The organism is Campylobacter sp. RM12640 (assembly GCF_020137595.1).
Taxonomy (GTDB): Bacteria; Campylobacterota; Campylobacteria; order Campylobacterales; family Campylobacteraceae; genus Campylobacter_E.
Map to the genome: position 1 here is coordinate 1 of NZ_JACGAU010000005.1, position 19207 is coordinate 19207.

18 protein-coding genes are annotated in these 19207 nt (G+C 28.0%); 13 read left to right on the top strand and 5 right to left on the bottom strand.

Annotated features, from left to right (window positions below):
• Positions 1–214: 214 nt before the first annotated feature.
• A complete protein-coding gene (locus AVBRAN12640_RS02535) occupies positions 215–457 on the top strand; it encodes a hypothetical protein (RefSeq protein WP_214120675.1) in 243 nt (80 codons plus the stop codon).
• The gene (locus AVBRAN12640_RS02540; RefSeq protein WP_336608688.1) at positions 454–729 is read left to right on the top strand and encodes a type II toxin-antitoxin system YafQ family toxin; all 276 of its coding nucleotides are present in this window, start codon (positions 454–456) and stop codon (positions 727–729) included. Before AVBRAN12640_RS02535 ends, AVBRAN12640_RS02540 begins: the two co-directional genes overlap by 4 nt.
• Positions 730–1416: 687 nt before the next feature.
• On the opposite strand, the gene AVBRAN12640_RS02545 is transcribed toward AVBRAN12640_RS02540, so the two are convergent.
• The gene (locus AVBRAN12640_RS02545) at positions 1417–5277 is read right to left on the bottom strand and encodes an autotransporter outer membrane beta-barrel domain-containing protein (protein WP_336608689.1); all 3861 of its coding nucleotides are present in this window, start codon (positions 5275–5277) and stop codon (positions 1417–1419) included.
• A 163-nt stretch (positions 5278–5440) separates the two neighbouring features.
• Here AVBRAN12640_RS02545 and AVBRAN12640_RS02550 point away from each other — a divergent pair, with 163 nt between their 5' ends.
• From AVBRAN12640_RS02550 to AVBRAN12640_RS02595, 10 genes are all read left to right on the top strand, one after another.
• The gene (locus tag AVBRAN12640_RS02550) at positions 5441–5920 is read left to right on the top strand and encodes a phosphatidylglycerophosphatase A family protein (protein ID WP_214119583.1); all 480 of its coding nucleotides are present in this window, start codon (positions 5441–5443) and stop codon (positions 5918–5920) included.
• The gene (locus AVBRAN12640_RS02555) at positions 5917–6999 is read left to right on the top strand and encodes an ABC transporter substrate-binding protein (protein ID WP_214149907.1); all 1083 of its coding nucleotides are present in this window, start codon (positions 5917–5919) and stop codon (positions 6997–6999) included. Before AVBRAN12640_RS02550 ends, AVBRAN12640_RS02555 begins: the two co-directional genes overlap by 4 nt.
• A 9-nt stretch (positions 7000–7008) precedes the next feature.
• On the top strand, positions 7009–7728 hold the full coding sequence (locus AVBRAN12640_RS02560) for a substrate-binding periplasmic protein (protein WP_336608690.1): 720 nt from the start codon (positions 7009–7011) through the stop codon (positions 7726–7728).
• Positions 7728–8789, top strand: coding sequence for an epoxyqueuosine reductase QueH (locus AVBRAN12640_RS02565; RefSeq protein ID WP_214116431.1), 1062 nt, complete (start codon positions 7728–7730; stop codon positions 8787–8789). Before AVBRAN12640_RS02560 ends, AVBRAN12640_RS02565 begins: the two co-directional genes overlap by 1 nt.
• The gene (locus tag AVBRAN12640_RS02570) at positions 8789–9958 is read left to right on the top strand and encodes a cation:proton antiporter (RefSeq protein ID WP_214116421.1); all 1170 of its coding nucleotides are present in this window, start codon (positions 8789–8791) and stop codon (positions 9956–9958) included. The genes AVBRAN12640_RS02565 and AVBRAN12640_RS02570 overlap by 1 nt, the downstream gene beginning before the upstream one ends.
• Before the next feature lie 64 nt (positions 9959–10022).
• Complete coding sequence (locus AVBRAN12640_RS02575; protein ID WP_214116418.1) at positions 10023–11267, top strand: citrate synthase; 1245 nt, start codon at positions 10023–10025, stop codon at positions 11265–11267.
• Positions 11268–11435: 168 nt separating this feature from the next.
• Positions 11436–11987, top strand: a complete 552-nt coding sequence (locus tag AVBRAN12640_RS02580) for a DUF507 family protein (protein ID WP_214116410.1) — start codon at positions 11436–11438, stop codon at positions 11985–11987.
• Between the two features lie 20 nt (positions 11988–12007).
• Positions 12008–12610: a sulfite exporter TauE/SafE family protein gene (locus AVBRAN12640_RS02585; RefSeq protein ID WP_336608691.1), complete on the top strand. Its 603-nt coding sequence runs from the start codon at positions 12008–12010 to the stop codon at positions 12608–12610.
• Positions 12611–12612: 2 nt separating this feature from the next.
• On the top strand, positions 12613–13806 hold the full coding sequence (locus tag AVBRAN12640_RS02590) for a PAS domain-containing sensor histidine kinase (RefSeq protein WP_336608692.1): 1194 nt from the start codon (positions 12613–12615) through the stop codon (positions 13804–13806).
• Entirely contained in the window at positions 13800–14444 is a 645-nt protein-coding gene (locus AVBRAN12640_RS02595; protein ID WP_214116405.1) for a response regulator transcription factor, read from the top strand. The genes AVBRAN12640_RS02590 and AVBRAN12640_RS02595 overlap by 7 nt, the downstream gene beginning before the upstream one ends.
• On the opposite strand, the gene AVBRAN12640_RS02600 is transcribed toward AVBRAN12640_RS02595, so the two are convergent.
• Genes AVBRAN12640_RS02600 through AVBRAN12640_RS02615 form a run of 4 tightly spaced genes read right to left on the bottom strand, consistent with a single transcriptional unit; the run spans position 14439 to position 17936 of the window.
• On the bottom strand, positions 14439–14903 hold the full coding sequence (locus AVBRAN12640_RS02600) for a hypothetical protein (protein ID WP_214116403.1): 465 nt from the start codon (positions 14901–14903) through the stop codon (positions 14439–14441). The genes AVBRAN12640_RS02595 and AVBRAN12640_RS02600 overlap by 6 nt on opposite strands.
• 3 nt (positions 14904–14906) lie before the next feature.
• Positions 14907–15362 carry a molybdopterin synthase catalytic subunit gene (locus AVBRAN12640_RS02605; protein ID WP_336608693.1) on the bottom strand — a complete coding sequence of 152 codons (456 nt, stop codon included), beginning with the start codon at positions 15360–15362 and terminating at the stop codon, positions 14907–14909.
• A gap of 2 nt (positions 15363–15364) precedes the next feature.
• Positions 15365–15586 (bottom strand): MoaD/ThiS family protein, encoded by a 222-nt coding sequence (locus tag AVBRAN12640_RS02610; protein ID WP_336606944.1) that lies wholly within the window; start codon positions 15584–15586, stop codon positions 15365–15367.
• Entirely contained in the window at positions 15573–17936 is a 2364-nt protein-coding gene (locus tag AVBRAN12640_RS02615; RefSeq protein ID WP_336608694.1) for a putative bifunctional diguanylate cyclase/phosphodiesterase, read from the bottom strand. The genes AVBRAN12640_RS02610 and AVBRAN12640_RS02615 overlap by 14 nt, the downstream gene beginning before the upstream one ends.
• A 70-nt stretch (positions 17937–18006) precedes the next feature.
• Between AVBRAN12640_RS02615 and nspC the strand changes: the two genes are divergently transcribed.
• Complete coding sequence (gene nspC / locus AVBRAN12640_RS02620; RefSeq protein ID WP_336608695.1) at positions 18007–19167, top strand: carboxynorspermidine decarboxylase; 1161 nt, start codon at positions 18007–18009, stop codon at positions 19165–19167.
• The last annotated feature ends 40 nt before the right edge of the window (positions 19168–19207 follow it).

Here is a 19207-nt window from a genome sequence, read left to right on the forward strand (position 1 = left end):
TTAAAAAACGACTAGGATTATTACAATAGTAATAATAGAAGTTTTAAGATAGCGTTTAGCTATCTTAAAAAACTACTAAGGTTATTGCAATAATCCTAAGGGGAGCACTCGCTCCCTTTTTTAAATTTAAAAATCAATTTCCTAATTTAAATTCTTTAAAACTTGATAAATTAAACATATTTAGTATAAGATAACGAATATAAAAGGAGTAAATATGAATGTAATAGTAAAGATGAATGATAATCCGCACTTTTTAAAGGCTTTAAAAGAATTAGCAAAGGCATTTAACGAGCCGATAAAGATAAAGAAAGAAAAAAGCAAATTAGATGATTTTTATAATAGTAAAGAATTTTTAGATTCTATAAAAGAAGCAAAAGAATTAAAGGCTGCGTATTTGCGTGGGGAAGTTGAATATATGGACGCTGAAAAATTCGTAGAAGAAAGCATGAAATGGTGAAATATCAAGTAAGGGAGACTAAAGCTTACAAAACAGCCTTTAAAAAACTAAGCAAAGCTGATAAAGAATTAACAAATAAAATTATTTTAAGATTGGCAAATGATGAAGTCTTAGAGCCGATTTATAAAGACCACGCTTTGCAAGGTAAATTTAAAGGCTATAGAGATTGCCATGTGAAAAACGATTTAGTATTAATCTATGAAAAAGATAAAAACATTCTAATACTAACTTGCATTAGCATTACAAACCACAGCAATTCATTCAAAAAATAATCTTTTTAAAAAAAATAATAGCTTAAACATAAATTTGAATTTATCATATTATTGATTTTATACTATTTAGGCTATCTCTAAATCAAAATATAAAGCTTTGGTAATAATAAAAATATTGCTTTATATTTTTTAGTTTTTATGTGTAAATTATTGTTTTAAATTCTTTATTTTTTAATACTTAAAAAAATCAATATCAGTGAGATTTCAAGTGATTTTATGAGTAAAAAATACAATTAAATGCGTAAAAGTAACATTAAAAATAACTAAACTTTTAAGAAATTTGTGGGTAAAAATTATAAATCTTAGCTATCTTTACCGCTTAGTAATTTGGCAAGATTTAAGAAGTAGTTTAATACAAACAATAACTTAGCAACTTAAGTTTTCTTACTTTTAAAGAAAATTAAAATATTTTTATTTGAATTATTATTTTAATTCTTTATTTTTTGTATTTAGTAATGCGAGTGAATGAATAAAGATTATTATTTATTAAATTATTTAATGGTTATTTTTGCTTCTTTATATCAAAAATTAAGCTTTGCGTCATAATTTGAGTATATTTAGGCGATAAGATAAATGTATTTTTAAACTCTTTATTCTTAAACTCATTAAAAAACCCAATAAATAATATTTATCAGCAAGATAAAAACATATAAAGATTTTGCACCTTTAAAATAGGTGCAAAATAAATTAAAAACTCTTTCTTAAAGTCATATTAAGCGAATAATCCACATTCAAATCACCAAAAAATGTCCTTTCAAACTCGGTCATTAGCCTTAAATTATTCGTGAAATTATAATTAAATGAAGCATTGGTTAGCATTCTTGTATCTTTTTTACCTTCAATTTGTCTAATTACATTTAAATCTCTTATGGTTTTATCGCCGTTTTTAGCTAAATCAGCAGCAATTCCAACCCCAAATCTAAATCCAAATCTTGAATCTTCGCTACTTTGCTTACCAAAACTTAGCATTGTTTTTGTATTAAATGGAACGAATGATTTGCTTTCTAATTTTATATGCTCGGCTTTATTTTCAAGGCTAATCGCACTAACATAACCACTAATTAACTCAACGCTAGGCTCTAAATAATAATTATTCATATAAAATCTATTGCCTAATTCTACGCTTGCTACTACGCTTTTAGAATGATTATTCGCGTTAATATAAATAGCTTTATTATTGCCATTATTTAGCGTTAGAGTATAGTCATTTTTATAATCAACATATTTTGCAATCATATCAATATAAAAACCATTATTAAAAATAAAGCTTGAATAAAGTCCCCCGCCTATGCCTTTTACTTTACCTTCTAGCATATTTTTTGTATCTAGTTTATAAATTGAATTAGTAAAGATAATTCCCGCATAAGCATTGAAATCATCCATTTCGCTAATCTTATCAGCACCGATTTGTAATTCATAATATTTGGTCTTATTATCTTTTAGATACGAACTTGCTCCACCGAAATTCCTAATCCAAATTCCGCCATTTGCAACCTCATCTCTTAGCTCTCCCATACGCTTTTGCATATTGTTCCACTCTAAAACATAGTTAAAAAATGCTTGATTTAGCGTGTTTTTAGCTGTATTTATTGAACTTTCTTTCTCTCTTACGAAGAAGTATTCTTGATAATGACCTTTTGTTTCTACATTGCTTGGATTGTTGCTAGGATTTGGGTCAAGCTCAACTATAACAGGCTCTTCTGGGTTATTTGGAGTACTTGGCTCATCTGGTATTGTAGGCTCACTTGGAGTTGTTGGAGTGCTAGGAATACTAGGTTCGCTTGGATTATTAACATTAGGCTCATTTGGATTAATAGGCTCACTTGGAGTTGTGTCTGTGTTAGTTGGCGGAGTTGGTTTAGTATCAGGCTCACTTGGTTTATTTGGAGTACTTGGCTCATTTGGTGTTGGGCTTGGCTCTGGTGATGGAGTAGATGGTATTTTTTCAAGATACCATTTAGCTGTGCCGTTTTCAGCATAATATTTTACATTAGCTTTAAGGTCAGCAAATACTGAATCTTCACCTTTAATACCAAAATAATTTTCAGCCACTAAAGTATCATTAGCCAAACTTGCTATTAGTATTTTATCATCTCCATTTAAAAAGCTTTCTTTAATTAAAAGCTTATTATTAGCTCCACTTGTGCTTTTGCTTATATTTAAAGCATTAGTTTTGCTTTCGTAAATATATGTTGTATTGGTTGAGTTTAGGCTACTTGCGTTTATATTTGCATTAATCATTGCACCATTAAACTCAAGACTAGAAGTATTATCAGCTGTTATTGTGCCTTTAAAATCTGTGCCATTTAAAAGGCTTAGTTTTGAATTGGTTTTCAAATCAAAATTTGAATTAATTTTGATATTTTTAGCAATGCTTTCGCCTTTTGTTACTTCTTCTTGATATTTTAGATTTTTGTCATAACTTTCATTTTCTAAACTTCCTTGAAATTCTGTTGCAATAGAATTTGCCTTTATATTTTCTCCATCAAATCTATCTATATAAGCTAAATTATCGCCAATTTTAATAGTTGAAGAAATAGAATTAATGTTTTTAATATCCACATTTGAATGTTTTAAAATATCAAGACTAGCTTTATCTAAAGTTAGGCTAGCCATTTTATAATTTCTCTCTTCCCAATCTTCTTGGTCTAGCCTTGTAGGGGTAGTAAATATATCTTCTTTTAGCTTATCTTTTACATCTTGTGATACATAATTATGCACTATTGGATGACCTTGTAAAACTAAATTTCCGTTTTTAAATTCCATATTTTGAATATCTAAACCACCATCATAAACAGCGTATTTACCACTATTATTGTGATTTTGAACTATATTAATATTTCCTTTAATATTTCCGTGATAAATAGTATTTGTAGGTTCTGTTGTAGCAAATTTATTGATTTCAAGAGTGCTTAAGTTAGTGCTAGTATTTGTTATCACTGCATTATTATCACTCGCGTAAAAATTATTAAGATTAATATTGTTTCCATTTAAATCAAGCTTACCTGCATTCTCGCCAAAATATAAATAATTTGTATTTATTTGATTTGCGTTATTTATCTTTAAACTTGAATTATTAGTCATATAAATACTACCAAAAGTTGTGCCTGAAGAATTTTTAAACTCAACTTCACCCCCACCTATTCTAAGACCTGCATTAGGGCTACTTGAATTAACTATCAATTTACCCGCACCAATTTTATGTAAATAATCATTTTTTGCTGTTTTAGGGTCATAATTTACAACCGAATTAGCACCTATATCAAGACCGCCGTGTAAAAAGTCAAAATTACCTTTAATATCATAAGTTAAATTATCTTTTATAATCAATGCACTAGAACCTAAATCAGCATTAGCACTAAGAGTTAAAGAACCGCCATTTATATAAATATCCTTATCGTTAGCCATTGCTAATACTCTTTTATTGTAATTTAATTTTGTTTGAGCGCCCAACAAACTATAATAGTGTTTAAACGATAAATCAGCTCCCATTGTTTTTTCAAGTTCTACCAAACCATCTTTTAAAGAATCAGCATCAAGTGTTAAATTAGCCGTAGTGCTTATATTGTGAATTTTATTAAAATTATCCATAGTGTGATTATTTACTAAATGATAATTAGTATAAGTACAAGTTACACTATCTCCTTTACAATCAGTACCACTAGTAACACCTACCATATACCATTTCTTATCTTGATTATCCCAAACATATAATGCACTTCCACTATCTCCTTTAGAACCAGTGCTTGAGAATTGAATTCTATTGCTACCTAATATATTTAACATATATAAACCATATTCATTTTTAAAGCTATTAAAATCGCTTAAATTTGCAATTCCACCTGTAAAGTATTTATTATTAGTGCTTATTGTTTCAGCGTCATTTCTTTGCTCGGTAATTTTTTGAATACCTGTTCCATTTCTTACAAAAAGTGTATATCTAGAATTATCATATAAAGCAGCCTTACCGCTAGTATCCGAACAGCTCAAACCACCATTTTTACAAGCTTCATAATTTGTGTCTTTTCCATTCTCATCATAGTATTTTATTGGAGCAATATCTGCTTTAGTATTTAAATTAATCTTATTCATTCTAAGCTCAACAAAATCTTCTATATCAGTTCTTGGAGGACAAGTTGTATCAGCACAGTTTTTAAAATAATCATCAAAATTATTAGAAGCACTAACAGCAGTCGTTCTAACTCCACCAAATTCTATTACTGAACCAGCTTGAATTAATTTATCTTTTCTACTAATCATATGAGCTGCCGTTAAAACTCTGTTTGTTCCTATATTGGTAAATTCTCCCCTAAACAAATCCCCCGTTTTATTACTAGCACTAAAATCAATCATAGGCATAGAATAAAAACTATCTACTTTTAAAGTCCCATCTTTAGAGCTTACGCTAAGCTCTGTTGTCCCTGCTTTAAATTTGCCTTTATTAGCACCAAAATCTAAATAATCTTGATAAAAATACCTACCATCTACAGCTCCAGCATTTAAACTAGAATATAAAATACTCATTAAAATTATTGATTTTTTCAACATTTTTTGCCTTTTTTTATAAAAAATAATCGTTATTTTATAATGTTTTTCTTAAATTAAAAATCATAGAATTTAAAAACAATATTTAAATTCTTTAAATCAAATTCTAAAAACAAATTATTCCTTAACTAACTTAAGATATTTTTCCAAATTACAAAGGATTTTAATGAAAGAAAAATTAGCAAAACTATATTTAACATTTTTTTATTCAGGTCTTAGTCCGTTTGCAAGTGGCACAATGGGGACTATTGCGGCATTACCATTTGCTTATTTGTTACTAATTTACACAGATAAAAGCACTTTAATGCTATTAAGTATTGCAATTTTTATTGCAAGTATTAAAATCATTGACGATTATGAAAAAACTCACGAACACGATGCTAAAGAAATAGTAATTGATGAGGTTTGTGGGGTTTTTTTGGCGATTGGTATGAGTTTTAACAACTCTTGGTGGCATTTTGCTTTAGCTTTTATCTTATTTAGGCTTTTTGATATAACTAAGCCAAGTATTATTGGTAAAGTTGATAAAAAGCTAAAAGGTGGCTTAGGCGTTATGCTTGATGATTTACTTGCAGGATTTTTTGCAGGTCTTTTATGCCTTGTAATTCAAGGAATTTATTTAAATTATTTAAAGGATTTATTATGAAAAAAAGTTTAATTTTATTAGCTTCTAGTGCGGCTTTTGCTTTAGATATTGGTGTAGTTTTACCACTTAGTGGTAGCGTTGCAGCGTATGGAAATGCGGCACTTAATGGAATAAAAGTAGCAAATGCAATGCAACCAACTTTAAAAAATGGAGAGCAAATCAATTTAAATATAGTTGATACAAAAGGCGATAAAATAGAAGCCATCACAGCAACTGAAAGAGTTTTACCAAAAGTTAGTGCAATAATTGGAGAAATGATTACTGCAAATACTATAGTGGTTATGAATACAGCTGAAGCGAAAAAAGTGCCTGTAATTGCACCAGCTGCTACAAATGATAAATTATTAAAAGGCAAAAATTACGCTGCTAGAGTGTGCTTTAATGATAGTTTTCAAGGCGAAGCTATGGCAAAATATTTATTAGCTCAAGGTAAAAAAACAGCAGTAATTGTAAAAGACCAAGCGACTGATTATTCACTAGGTTTATCAAAAGCTTATAAAAAAGAATTTATTCAAGGTGGTGGAGAAATATTAAAAGAATTAATCATTACAAGTGGAGATAAAGATTTTAACGCTATTTCAGCTCAAATTGCTAGTTTAAATCCTGATGTAGTGTATTTGCCACTTTATTATCAAGAAGCAGCACTTTTTGTAAGACAAGCAAAAATAGCAGGTGTTAAAAGTATAATCGCTAGTGCTGATGGGGTTGCTGATGAGCAATTTATCAAACTTGCAGCAGAGTATTCAAACAATCATTTATATACAGATAGCTTTGATGCAAATGTTCCACCAACAGAACTTAGCAAAAAATATTTAGCAGAATATGCAAAAGCTTATAATGGAAGTCTTCCATCAAATTTTGCTGCAATGGGTGCTGATGCTTATTTTGTATTAGTAGAAGCTGCAAATCGTTGCGAGCAAATCACTAGCGAATGTATAAATCAAGAGATTAAAAAAACTAAAGATTACGAAGGCGTTAGTGGGATTATTAGCATAGATAGCACAGGAGAGACAAAAAGGTCTTTAATTATTAAAGAAGTAGTAAATGAAAACGCAGTTTATAAAGATAGCGTAAAGTAAGGGAGCAAAATGAAAAAAATATTATTTTCTTTAGCATTATTAACAAGTATGAGTGCTGATATTTTAAGAGTAGCAACAGCACCTAATTATCCGCCTTATGAATATTTAGAGAACAACGAATTAAAAGGCTTTGATGTTGATATTATTAAAGAAATTGCTAAAAGAAATAATTTAGAAGTGGAGTTTAAATATATGGATTTTGACGGATTAATCCCAAGTCTTAAGAGCAATAAAGTGGATTTAATCGGAGCAATTATGAAAAAAACTCCAGCAAGAGCTAAGGCAGTAGAATTTACAATTAATTTTAAAGATAGTTCTAATTATTTCATAAAAAGAATAGAAAATAATGAAAATCAAGAAATTAAAAATTGTAAAGATTTAGATTTTACTAATACGCTTTTTGGGGCTGAACTTGGCTCGGTGCAATATGATATAGCAAAAAAATCTAGCCAAAAAGAAGTAAAAGGCTTTGCAAATTCTAGCATTAGCATACTTTCATTACAAAGCAAAAAAATAGATGCTATAGTATTAGATAAGGTTGCTGCAGTTAATTTTTTAAATAAAAATCCTGATTTGCAAGTAGTTTGCGAGTATAAAGATGAAGACTCACAAGGATTTGCCGTAAATAAAGGTAATACAAAATTACTTGAAATAATAAATAAAAGCCTACAAGAAATGCTAGATGATGGCACAATAAATAAAATTAGTAAAAAGTATAAAATAAATTAATGCTAGTTCATATTTGTTGTAGCGTTGATTCGCACTTTTTTTTGCAAGAATTAAGAAAATTAATGCCTGATGAAGAACTCATCGGGTATTTTTATGACCCAAATATTCATCCTTTTAGCGAATATGAATTAAGATATTTTGATGTAGCAAGGTCTTGTAAAAAGCTTGGTATTAAGCTAATTAAAGGTGAATATGATTATGCTGAATGGTTTAATTATGTAAAAGGCTATGAAAATGAGCCTGAGCGTGGGAAGAGATGTTCTAAATGTTTTGATTTTAGAATGCAAAGCTCTGTTGAAATGGCTTTAAAATTAGGGCAAAAAACATTCACAACCACACTTTTATGCTCTCCTAAAAAAGATTTAGAGCAATTAAGAGTATCTATGCAAGAAGCTTTAAAAGGGACTGATTTAGAGTTTTTTTGCGTTGATTTTAGAAAAGATGGTGGAACTCAAAGGCAATTAAAATTAGCAAAAGATGATTTATTGTATCATCAAAATTATTGTGGCTGTATTTACGGCTTAGCTCAACAAAAAAGCGAAGAGCATTTGATAAAAGAATTAAGCTCAAGTATATATAAAAATCAAATTCTACCTGGCTCAATAGAAGAAAAATTGCAATTTTTTAAAAAAGTCGTAAGATTAGAAAGCAAAAATCAACAATTTAGCATTATTAGAGAAAAGTTTTTAAATTATCGTTTGCTTTATGCAAGAATTAAAGCTAATAAAAATACTGCAAAAGCTTTTGTTTTATTTTATTCGCATTTTAAATCACGCAAAATTAATCTAAGTCTTGACATAAGTAAAGAGCTAATAATGTGTAATAAAGATGAATTATGTGTAATATCGTTTAAAAAAGCGAATGAGTTTTTTAAATACGAAAATTATGAAGAATTTTTAAAAAATCCACCAAGTATTAAAAAGCAAATAAGCTTTAGAGCAAAATTATTTAATCACTATAACCTAAGTCCTATTATAATTATTGAAAATATCCCCGAAAAAATTGAAATAATTGCAAAAAGCATAATTTTTGAGGATACTAGATTTATACAAGGAAATTAATGGAACTTAGCTCAAATGATTTAAATATTTTATTATTTATATCTTTTGTTGTTTTTTCATCGCCTTATATAGCAAAGCTTACTAGCTTACCTATTTTAGCGGTTGAAATTATTTTAGGAAGTATTGCTGGTGCTATTGGAATAATCACAAAAACACCTGCTTTTACCCTAGCTTCTCATATTGGATTTTGCTATTTAATGTTTATAGCAGGGCTTGAAGTAAGCCTTAAAGAATTTATAAAATTAAATGCAAATGAGCTAAAAAAAATATCTTTATTTTATTTAATTCTTTATGCTTTAGCTATTAGTATTTCATTGATACTAAAACTTAGCTTAGTAGTTGCAATAATAATTCCTGTTATGAGTATAGGGCTTATTAGTATTTTATATAAAGAATACGAAATTACTCCAAAATGGCTTAGTTTTACTATGGTTTTAGCAGCACTTGGCGAAGTAATAAGCATTGTTTTAATAACTCTTTTAAATAGCTTTTCAAACTCAAGTAGCACAATGCAAGTTGTTACTTCTGTATTGTCAATACTATTCTTTTTAGGGATTTTTGTTGTAATTTATTATATTTTTAATGCGATTTTTTGGTGGTTACCTTGGCTTAAAGAAATTTTAATGCCTGATTATGATAAGGCAGAGCGTAATGTAAGGCTTAGTCTTGCATTGTGGATGCTAGCAGTTGCTTTAATGCTTTATTTTGATTTTGAAATAGCTTTAGGAGCGTTTTTAGCTGGTATGTTTATATCTAGCTTTTTTGGGCATAAAAAGGATTTAGAGCATAAATTAAGCTCATTAGGACACCCATTTTTAATACCTATATTTTTCGTATATGTTGGGCTAAGCCTTGATTTTAGTTTGGTTAATAAAGAGCTTATATTAATGTCATTTGCTATTATTCTTACTATGTTAGTTTGTAGAATAATTAGTTCTTTTGTATTTTATAAAGACTTTAAAATATCTTGCATTTTATTAGCTTTTACATCTTGTATGCCGCTTACTTTATTAATCGCAATTGCAACTTTAGGAATGAAATTAAACTTAATTGATAATTCTTTTTATTTAGCTTTGGTTTTATCATCTTTAATTGAAGCTGTCATATTTATGTGGGCTATTCCTAAAATTTCGTTACTTATTGAAACACATAAGCAAAAATCTAAGTAAGTTTTTTACAATATTTCACAAATTCCTTTTAAAATATACATAACTATTAAAAAAGGAGTTAAAAATGGAAAAAGCAAAATTAATTTACGATGGTAAAGAATTTGAATTTGATGTATTAAGTGGAACTAGAGGTGCAAAATCAATTGATTTTTCGTCTTTATATTCAAAAACAGGTGCATTTTCTTATGATGAAGGATTAACTAGCACTGCAACTTGTAAATCAAGTATTACTTATATAGATGGAGAAGCAGGAGAATTAAGGCATCGTGGTTATTCTATTGAATGGCTAGCAGAAAATAAAACTTTTTTAGATGTAGTGCATTTATTATTACATAAAGAATTACCAAGTCCTGAAAGATTAGAAGCGTTTAGATATGAGCTTAAAAAAAGAAGCTTTATTCACGAAGGTATGCATAAATTATTTGACGCTTTCCCTGACAATGCTCATCCTATGGCAGTTATGCAAGCAGCAGTTGCAGCACTTTCAACATTTTATCCTGACCATTTAAATATGGATAAGCACGAAGATTATATGGAAATGGCAGCCAGAATCGTAGCAAAAATACCAACAATAGCCGCTAGTGCGTATCGCTATAAAAATGGCTTTCCTATGGCATATCCTAATCTTGATCGTGGATTTACCGAAAACTTTTTATATATGCTAAGAACTTATCCATACGAGCATGTAAATCTAAGACCTATTGAGGTAAAAGCACTAGATACGGTTTTAATGCTTCATGCTGATCACGAACAAAATGCAAGCACAAGTGTAGTGCGTTCAGTCGGTAGCACTCACGCTCACCCATATAGCTGTATAAGTTCAGCAATTGGTGCATTGTGGGGACACGCACACGGGGGTGCTAATGAAGGTGTGATTAGAATGCTTGAGACAATTGGCACACCTGATAGAGTTGATGAGTTTATTAAAAGAGCAAAAGATAAGAATGATCCATTTAGACTAATGGGCTTTGGGCATAGAGTTTATAAAAACTTTGACCCTAGAGCAAAAGTTCTTAAAAAACTAAGAGACCAATTAATTAGCGAAATTGGAATTGATGCAAACTTTGTAAAAGTTGCAACTAGAATTGAAGAAATCGCATTAAATGATGAGTATTTTGTAAGCCGTGGATTATATCCGAATGTTGATTTTCATAGCGGCTTAATCTTAAAAGCTCTAGGAATTCCTAATGAAATGTTTGCGGTATTATTCGTAGTAGGTAGAATTCCTGGCTGGATTTCACAACTAATTGAACAAAAAGAAAGCCCATTAAAAATAGTTCGCCCAAGACAAATTTATATAGGCGATTAAAAGAATTTGAATTCGGAAATTCCGAATTCAAATCAATGCTTCAAAACTCTTAAAAAGCTTAATATTAAGGCATTTTAAAAATTATCAAAAGTTAAAAATTAATTATTATTGTTATATTCATTTTTACTAATATATTTTATAATGAAGAAAAATAAAAAAGGATTAAAAATGCGTATTAGACAACCACATATTCCTTATGTTTCAAATAAAATTTCAATAGATTTATTAAACTCAAAATTTGTAAAATTAGTAAATGGTTTAGAGCCAGTTAAAGAAGTAGTTTCAAAAATTATTACAGCCTTAGTATTAAAAGAAAAATCACTTGATGAAAAGGTAAATGAGATTTTAGCAGAGCAAGAAAGCCAAATGGATTTAATGCAAGTTGATAGAAAAAATATGTTTTGGTTACTTAAGAAAAAACTAGCAGATGAATATAAAATCCAAATGAATTATGAAGATAGATATAATGCCTTATCTCACGCTATTTTGGACGCTTTGGTTGATGAAGATTTAATCAATTTTAATGTATCAGAAAATAGAGTAAAAAATGTGATTTATTCAAGTATGATTGAATACTTAAAAACTTACGAAGATATTGAAGACCTAGTATTTGATAAAATTAATAATTACAAAAGAAAAATCGTTCCTGGTAGCGAAGAATACGATTTAATTTACGAAAAGCTTTATGAAGAAGAGCTTAAAAAAAGGAAGATGTTATAAACAATCTTCTTAGCACTTTTGTGCTAGGACTAGGTCTTAGTCTTACTCATTGTTTTTTTATGTGTGGTGGGATAATTCTTTTATTCAACCACAAAAAGAGTAATTTTTTTGATATTTTTATATATCATTTTAGTAGAATTTGTGCTTATATTTTAATAGGTCTTATAGCTTATTTTTTAGGTTATTTTTTAAATTCTTTAAACTTACAAGTATTTTTATATTTTATCTTAGGTGCTTTTTGCGTTGTTTTAGGATTTGCTTTGATTGTTAAAGGACAACTACTAGCTTTTATAGAAAATCAATTCATATATAAAAAAATAATGGTATTTTTAAACAATAAAAAAACTTCAAAATATAAAGGCTTTATATTTGGCTTTTTAAATGGATTTTTTCCCTGTGGTTTAGTATATTTTTTCGTAGCAAAATCAATGATTGCAAAAAGCGTTAATGAAGCTTGGCTTAATATGTTAATTTTTGGGATTAGCACTCTTCCTGCTATGCTTTTAGGCTCTATATTTATAAATAAAATTAGAAAAATTAAAAATATTCAATATTTATTTTTTGCTTTAATTATTGTTTATGGATTTTATTTGTGCTTTTTAGCACTTAAATTAAGTAGGTAAAAATGTATAGATTAAATGAATATAAAAATGCAATTGAAAACACAAATATAGTTTCAAAAACAGATATAAATGGGATTATTACCTTTGTAAATGAAGAATTTTGCAATCTTTGTGGCTTTAGCGAAGATGAACTACTAGGACAAAATCACAATATTATCCGCCACCCTGATACACCTAAGAGTGCTTTTAAAAAATTATGGGACACTATTTTAGCTGGGCGTGTTCATAAAGGAGTGGTTAAGAATAAAAAGAAAAATGGGGATTTTTTCTACGCACAAACAACAATAATTCCAATTTTTGATGAAGATGGAACAATATTTGAATTTATAGCTATTAGACACGATGTTACTAAGCTTTTTACCTTAAATGAAGAGCTTGTTGCAACTAAACAAAAGCTAATGCAATTAAATGAGAATTTAGAACAAGTCGTAGCTCAAAAGACAAATTCTTTAAAAATACTCAATGAGAATTTAGAAAAGAAAATAGAAGACGCAATAGCAATCAATAACGCTCAACAAAAAATAATATTTCAGCAAAATCGCCAAGTTATATTAGGACAAATGCTAGAAAATATAGCTCATCAATGGAGACAACCTTTAAATGAATTATCTTTAGCTATTTATTTATTGCATAACGAAAAAAAAGATAAACATTATAAATTATGTCAAAAATTAATCCAAAATATGAGCCAAACTATTAATGATTTTAGGGACTTTATTAATCCTAATACGCCTTTAGAAAAACATAATTTAATCAAAATAATTAAGCATAGTTTATATATAACATACCAAGCATTGAAAAAAAATAATATAAAAACTACATTTGATATTCGTGCTAAAAAATGCTGTTTGTTATGTAATTTTAATGAATTAGTGCAAGTTCTTGTAAATATTATAAACAATGCTAAAGATGCTTTTTTAGAACAAGAACTAGATGATAAAATACTACATTTTAAAGTATTTAAAGAAAAAAAGAATTTGATTTTGCAAATTAGCGATAATGCAGGGGCAATTCCTTCTAACATAATAGAGCATATATTTGACCCATATTTTACAACTAAACATAAAAAACAAGGCGTAGGACTTGGGCTTTACATTTGTAAGCAAATTTTAAATAAAATAAATGCAGATATAAGATGTTTTAACAAGGGCAATTGTGCATATTTTGAACTTATTTTTAAAGGAGAAGAATGTTAAGTTTATTAATTGTTGAAGATGAGAAAAATATAGCTCATCTAATGGGAGATATTTTAGCACCTTTGTTTTATGAAGTGCATTATGCTCAAGATGGCTTAAGTGGATTAAATAAATTTAAAAAACTTCGTCCTGATATTGTAATTTGTGATGTATTAATGCCGCTAAAAGATGGTTTAAGCCTTGCAAAAAGCATTAAAGACCTAAGCCCAAATACGCCTATTATAGTAATTTCAGCTCATAGTGATAAAGAAAAATTACTAAAAGCTATTGATGTTAATGTGAATAAGTATTTAATCAAACCTGTAATTCCAGAAGAATTAATCGCAAGTGTAAAAAGCCTGGTTTCAAATATGAGTAAAGTTACTAAAATAGGTGATTATACGATTGATTATATGAAATCAACTTTTAAAACATTAGAATTTGAAGTTGAACTTACAAAAAAAGAATTAACTTTATTAAAAGCCCTTAGTGAACCTATAGGAAAAGTTGTAAGTCTTGATGAAATAAAAGAGATTTGCTGGGGCAAAAGCGATGTAAAAGATGGTTCTGTAAGAACATTTATAAAGCGTTTTAGAGATAAATTGGGTGTAAATATTATAAAAAATATTACTTCAACAGGTTATAAAATAGTTTTATAATATAGAATTATCGTATTTAATACCCATTCTAATAAATATAGTATTAGAATTGCTTATATTAACACTTACAGCTTCATCGCCCGGAGTGTCTTTGCCTATTAATAGCGATTTCACAGAATCATAACTTAATAATGTAGAACATAATTCCCCTGGTTTTTCAATTTTTTTAACTATCAAAAAATCTCTAAAAGTGCTAAAGTGTAAGCATTTTTCAGATTTAACAAAAAACCACATATCCTTATCAAGCCCTACTTTAGTCATCAATGGAATATCTATAAAATTTTCATTATTAGAATAATATGTATCTACATCATTAATCAATGTAGCTAAGTTTCTGATTGATTTTGACATTTCTGCTTCATTTTTTGAATTATATACCTTAAGACCTAGTAAAATAAGTAACGCAAGTACCACAATACATACAATAATAATTTCTATTACTAATGCTTTTTTATTCATTACTTAATCTTCCTTGCTGCTTAAAAGACCTGCGTTAGGCAACTTAAAGCTTCTATCCTTTGCATAAATTCTTTGATTATTAATTAAATCGTATTTCCAAATAGGTGCATTTTGTTTAAAATCTTCAATAAACTTAGCAAATATATCTAAGCCGTTTTTTCTATGTGAGCTTGCAATCCCTGCAAAATAAGAGCATTCACCTACTAATACATCTCCTTTTGCATGTGCAAAAAATAATCTAATATTTAAATTCCTAGTTTTCTCACACCAATCATCAAACCATTTTTTTAAAATTGGCTCATATATATCAAAACTAAGACCGCTAATATTGCCTTCTGCTCTAATAATTCCACTAAAACTTAAAAATGCTCCGTAGTTTAATTCTTTACAAATCCCGCAAAACTCATTATATAAAGCTTTTTCATCAAGAGCATTATTAAATAATTGAAATTCTTTCACGCTCAACCACCACAAACAGGAGGCAGTATGCTTACTACATCGTTATCTTGTAATGAAATATCTAAACTATCTATAAAATTATCATTTATAGCAATAGCGCTAATCTCTAACCACTCTTTTAAGTCTTCAAATTTCAATAATTCATTTTTTAATTCAAGAATATTTTTTACATCTAATTCAATAGAATTTTTATTAATTGGCCCTAAAAAATTAACTTTTACCATTTTCATATACCTTTTCTAATAAAATATTTTCAGGAACAGGCCTACTAAAATAATATCCTTGATATTCATCGCAACCTAAGTGTTTTAAGAAATTTAAAATCTCAATATTTTCTACACCTTCAGCTACAGAGCGTTTATTTAAAGATTTAATAACATTTACAATAAACTCAACCAATCTTCTATTTTTTTCATTAGTATCTATATTTTGTATAAAGCACTTATCAATCTTAACAACATCAAAATCTAAATCTTGGTCATTTAAATAAGATAAAGAACTATATCCTTTACCAAAATCGTCCATTGATAAACCTACATTAAGTTTTTTGATTTTATCAATAATAGCCTTACTTGTTGCATTTTCTATTGAAAAGCTTTCTGTGATTTCAAATTCAATTAATCTTGGCGGTATGCCTTGAATGTTTTTTTCTATTGTATGAACTATTCCTTCGCTTAAAAGCTGCTTGGTGCTTAGATTTATACTAAGTTTTAATTCAAGACCTTTTTCTAACCATCTTCTTTGAGCTTCACAAGCCATTTTAATAATTTCATTACCTAAAGTAATAATTAAATTACTTCTTTCGCAAATTCCTATAAATTGGTCTGGAAATATTAATTTATCTCCTTTTTGCCATCTAACAAGAGCTTCTGCTCCTATAATTTTGCCAGATTTTACATCTACTTTTGGCTGATAATATAATAAGAATTCTTTATTTACAATACCATTTCTTATATCTTGTTGTAGCTTTAAATTAGCTTCATTTTGTTTGCCAATTTCTGCCGTATAACCAAATATCCAATTATCTCCACTAGCTTTATCATTTTCTATTGCTAAATCAGCATTTCCTATACATTCGTGTAAATTCTTGCTATCTTTTGGATATATACTAAATCCAACTCTAGCATTAATTTTAAATGGCTCATATTCTATTAAATCATCATTTGAATTAATTTTAATGCTTCTTGCGGTTAGTTTTTGATGGTATTTTTTAGCTAATGTAAAATAATCTTCATTTTTATCTACTTCAATTACTAATAAAAACTCATCAGCACTAACCCTAGCAAGGCATTCAAAAGTAGTTTTATTTTGTATAAATTTATATTTATCATATTTTATAAAGTCTAAGCTCTCAAAATGTTCATTATCGCCTGTTGCCATACCTTTTAAGGTTGTATAAAGTCTATAAGCTACGATTTTTAAAACTTCATCACCAAAACTTCTTCCATACATTGAGTTATAAATTCTGAAATTATCTATGTTAAAAAATAAAAATAATAATACCTTATTATCTTTTTTTACATAATTATCAAGGCTTTCAGTAACACTTATCATATTCATTAGACCGGTAATATTATCAATATACGCTTGTTTTTTGATATTCCCGTCTTTGGCTTGAATTTGTCTTATAAATCTAAGTAAAGCATAACTTAAAGTTCTAAATTCCTTAAATGCAAAATCACTATTTAATTGTTTATTCTTATTAAAATTAGATATATGTTTATTTAATGCTACATCAAAATGCTTAGTAGCTAATTCTATTTGCGCTCTTACTTCTTTCTTCTTTCTTATTATATATACCAAAATGCCTAAAAATCCAATTAATATAGAGCAACCTAAAAACGCACCTTGTATTAATGCCGATTCAAATCTTTTACTTTTTACTTCTTCTAAAGCTTCTTTTAATACATCGCTTTTAACGGTAAATTCTAAAGCCAACCACCAATTTTTATCATAGCAAGTGTAAGCTTCATTTTCATATACACAATACCATCTTTCATTACCTAAAAAATTAAAATTATCATCTAATCTTTTTGCATTAAAATAAGAAAGTTGAGCATTGTGAAGATTTTTAATATTATTTAATGCTACTACCCTTTGAGTTTCTTCATATTTTTTAGGATTTAAAGTAACTCTTAATATTTTTTTATTATCTAATTCCACATACCTAGCGTAGTAATAATAAGTCGGGTCAATTCCATCAAAAACATCAATATCAATAGGATAACCCATATTTGCTTTTAAAAATTCTAAAGCTTTTTGTTTATCTTCGTGAGTGTTTAAATAATTTAATGCGAAATTGTAAGCACTATCTACAAATTCTTTGGCACTATCGTCTAAATATGAAAATTCTGCATCTAAATATTTTTTAATATTTTTAAGTTCTTCTTTGATATATTTATTTGATGATAAATTGATTTGTTCGTTATATTCTTGTTCTAGGCTATTTACTTCTTCCGTATAACTTGATTTAATAACAAATATTCCAACGCTAAAAATTAACGCAAAAAATATTATTGAATAAAGAGTTAAGCTCTTTATTGATTCTTCTAAAATTGACTTTCTTTCTTTCATAAAATACCTAATATATGATAAATTTAATATGATATTATAGCAAAATTATTAATACCGAAAGGAAATTGTAATGAAATATATTGAAAATAATATTAAAACACCAGCTTACATTTGCTACGAAAGCAAACTAAAAAATAACCTTGAAATCTTTAAAAAAATTCAAGAAGAAAGTGGAGTTAAAGTCTTATTAGCTTTAAAAGGATTTGCATTTAGTGCTGCTATGCCTTTAATTAAAAATTACTTAAAAGGTTGCACTTGCAGTGGGTTGTGGGAAGCAAAATTTGCTAAAGAATTTGTAGATAAAGAAATCCACACTTACGCACCAGCATTTAGCAATGATGATTTAGAAGAAATATTAAATCTTAGTCATCATATAGTGATTAATTCATTGAATGAATATAAAAAAGTTATAAATCATAAAAATTATAAAAATCAATCTTTAGGAATTCGCTGTAATTTAGAGTTTTCAGTAGCTCCAAAAGAAATTTATAATCCTTGCGGAAAATTTTCAAGGCTTGGTATTAAAGCAAAGGATTTATTGGATAGTGAAATAATAGTTGATGGGCTACATTTTCACGCTTTATGCGAAGAGAGTTTTGAGAGTTTAGAAAAAGTCTTTAAAGTATTTGAAGATAATTTCTTAAAACCATATCTAGCAAAACACCCATTAAAATGGATTAATTTTGGTGGCGGTCATCATATCACAAAAAAAGGCTATAAAGTAGAAGAATTAATTCAATTCTTAAAAGCTATTAAATCAAAATATAATCTTGAAATATACCTTGAACCAGGAGAAGCTATTGGTTGGCAAACTGGGGATTTAATGGCTAGTGTTTTAGATATTGTTGAAAATGAGAAAAAAATAGCAATTTTAGATATTTGTGCTGAAGCTCATATGCCTGATACTATCATTATGCCTTACACTAGCGAAGTAAAAAATGCAAAAATCCTAGCAAGTCGTGATGAATTAGCAGAGACTAAAAGCACTAAAAATAGCTATCTTTTAACAGGTAATTCTTGCCTTGCAGGAGATATTATGGGTGAATATGAGTTTAATCAAGAACTAAATATAGGAGATAAGATAATATTTTGCGACCAAATTCATTACACAATAGTAAAAAATACAACTTTTAACGGAGTAAAATTACCAAGTTTAATTTATGTTGGTGAAGATGGTAGCATTAAAAGTCAAAAAGAATTTAATTTTAATGACTATTCAAGGAGAAATTAAAAATATTTTGATATAAATTAAAGAATAAAATCATTTTAGG